Annotated in this window: 2 protein-coding genes; one reads left to right on the top strand and one right to left on the bottom strand. The window is 49.3% G+C overall.

What is annotated here, in order from left to right; genetic code table 11:
- A partial coding sequence (locus ABD915_RS10005) for a hypothetical protein (RefSeq protein WP_345117821.1) occupies nt 1-208 on the top strand: 208 nt, incomplete at its 5' end.
- 314 nt (nt 209-522) lie between these two features.
- Here ABD915_RS10005 and ABD915_RS10000 read toward each other — a convergent pair.
- Nucleotides 523-699, bottom strand: coding sequence for a hypothetical protein (locus ABD915_RS10000; protein WP_345117819.1), 177 nt, complete (start codon nt 697-699; stop codon nt 523-525).
- Nucleotides 700-762 lie beyond the last annotated feature (63 nt).

Genomic DNA, 762 nt, shown 5'->3' with positions numbered 1-762 from the left:
ACTTTTCGCCCCTCATCACCCCTCCAAGCACCAGCACCCACTCATCAATGAAACCACCTCACGGCGCCTCCCCCACCAGCAGAAGCCGCCCTCCTCAGAGATCCTCTCACATGGGCTTGCCGCCCCCGGCAACCAGCTCACCAATATCCACCCTGCTGGTAATCAATTTCGCGGTTTAATCATTACAAAAGCCCCTTTCTTTTCTTAAACGATAAGAACCATTCATTTTTAGTGAGTCATTCAACTTGTTTTATGCAGAACTTTTTTATGAACCAGCCTCTCATCAGCAGAAGCCGCCCCCCTCAGAGATCCTCTCACATGGGCTTGCCGCCCCCAGCAACCAGCTCACCAATATCCACCCTGCTGGTAATCAATTTCGCGGTTTAATCATTACAAAAGCCCCTTTCTTTTCTTAAACGATAAGAACCATTCATTTTTAGTGAGTCATTCAACTTGTTTTATGCAGAACTTTTTTATGAACCAGCCTCTCACCAGCAGAAGCCGCCCCCCTCAGAGATCCTCTCACATGGGCTTGCCGCCCCCAGCAACCAGCTTCACGCTAGAATGCACCCCCATTCTTTCCCACCAAGAGCTAACCTCACCGAACCCTATTCCACTTTTCAACACCCCCTTTGCCCCACTCTTCAACCTCCCATTATCCTTTACCCGCTCTTCGAAATCCGCACACCACACCGCCATTTTCACAGCACTCTTATGCACCTTTTAACGCACTCTTTGAGAGCATCTTTAAGAGACACGCAT

Source organism: Bartonella jaculi, assembly GCF_039543045.1.
GTDB classification, from domain to species: Bacteria; Pseudomonadota; Alphaproteobacteria; order Rhizobiales; family Rhizobiaceae; genus Bartonella; species Bartonella jaculi.
This window is presented reverse-complemented; position numbering and strand designations above follow the sequence as displayed.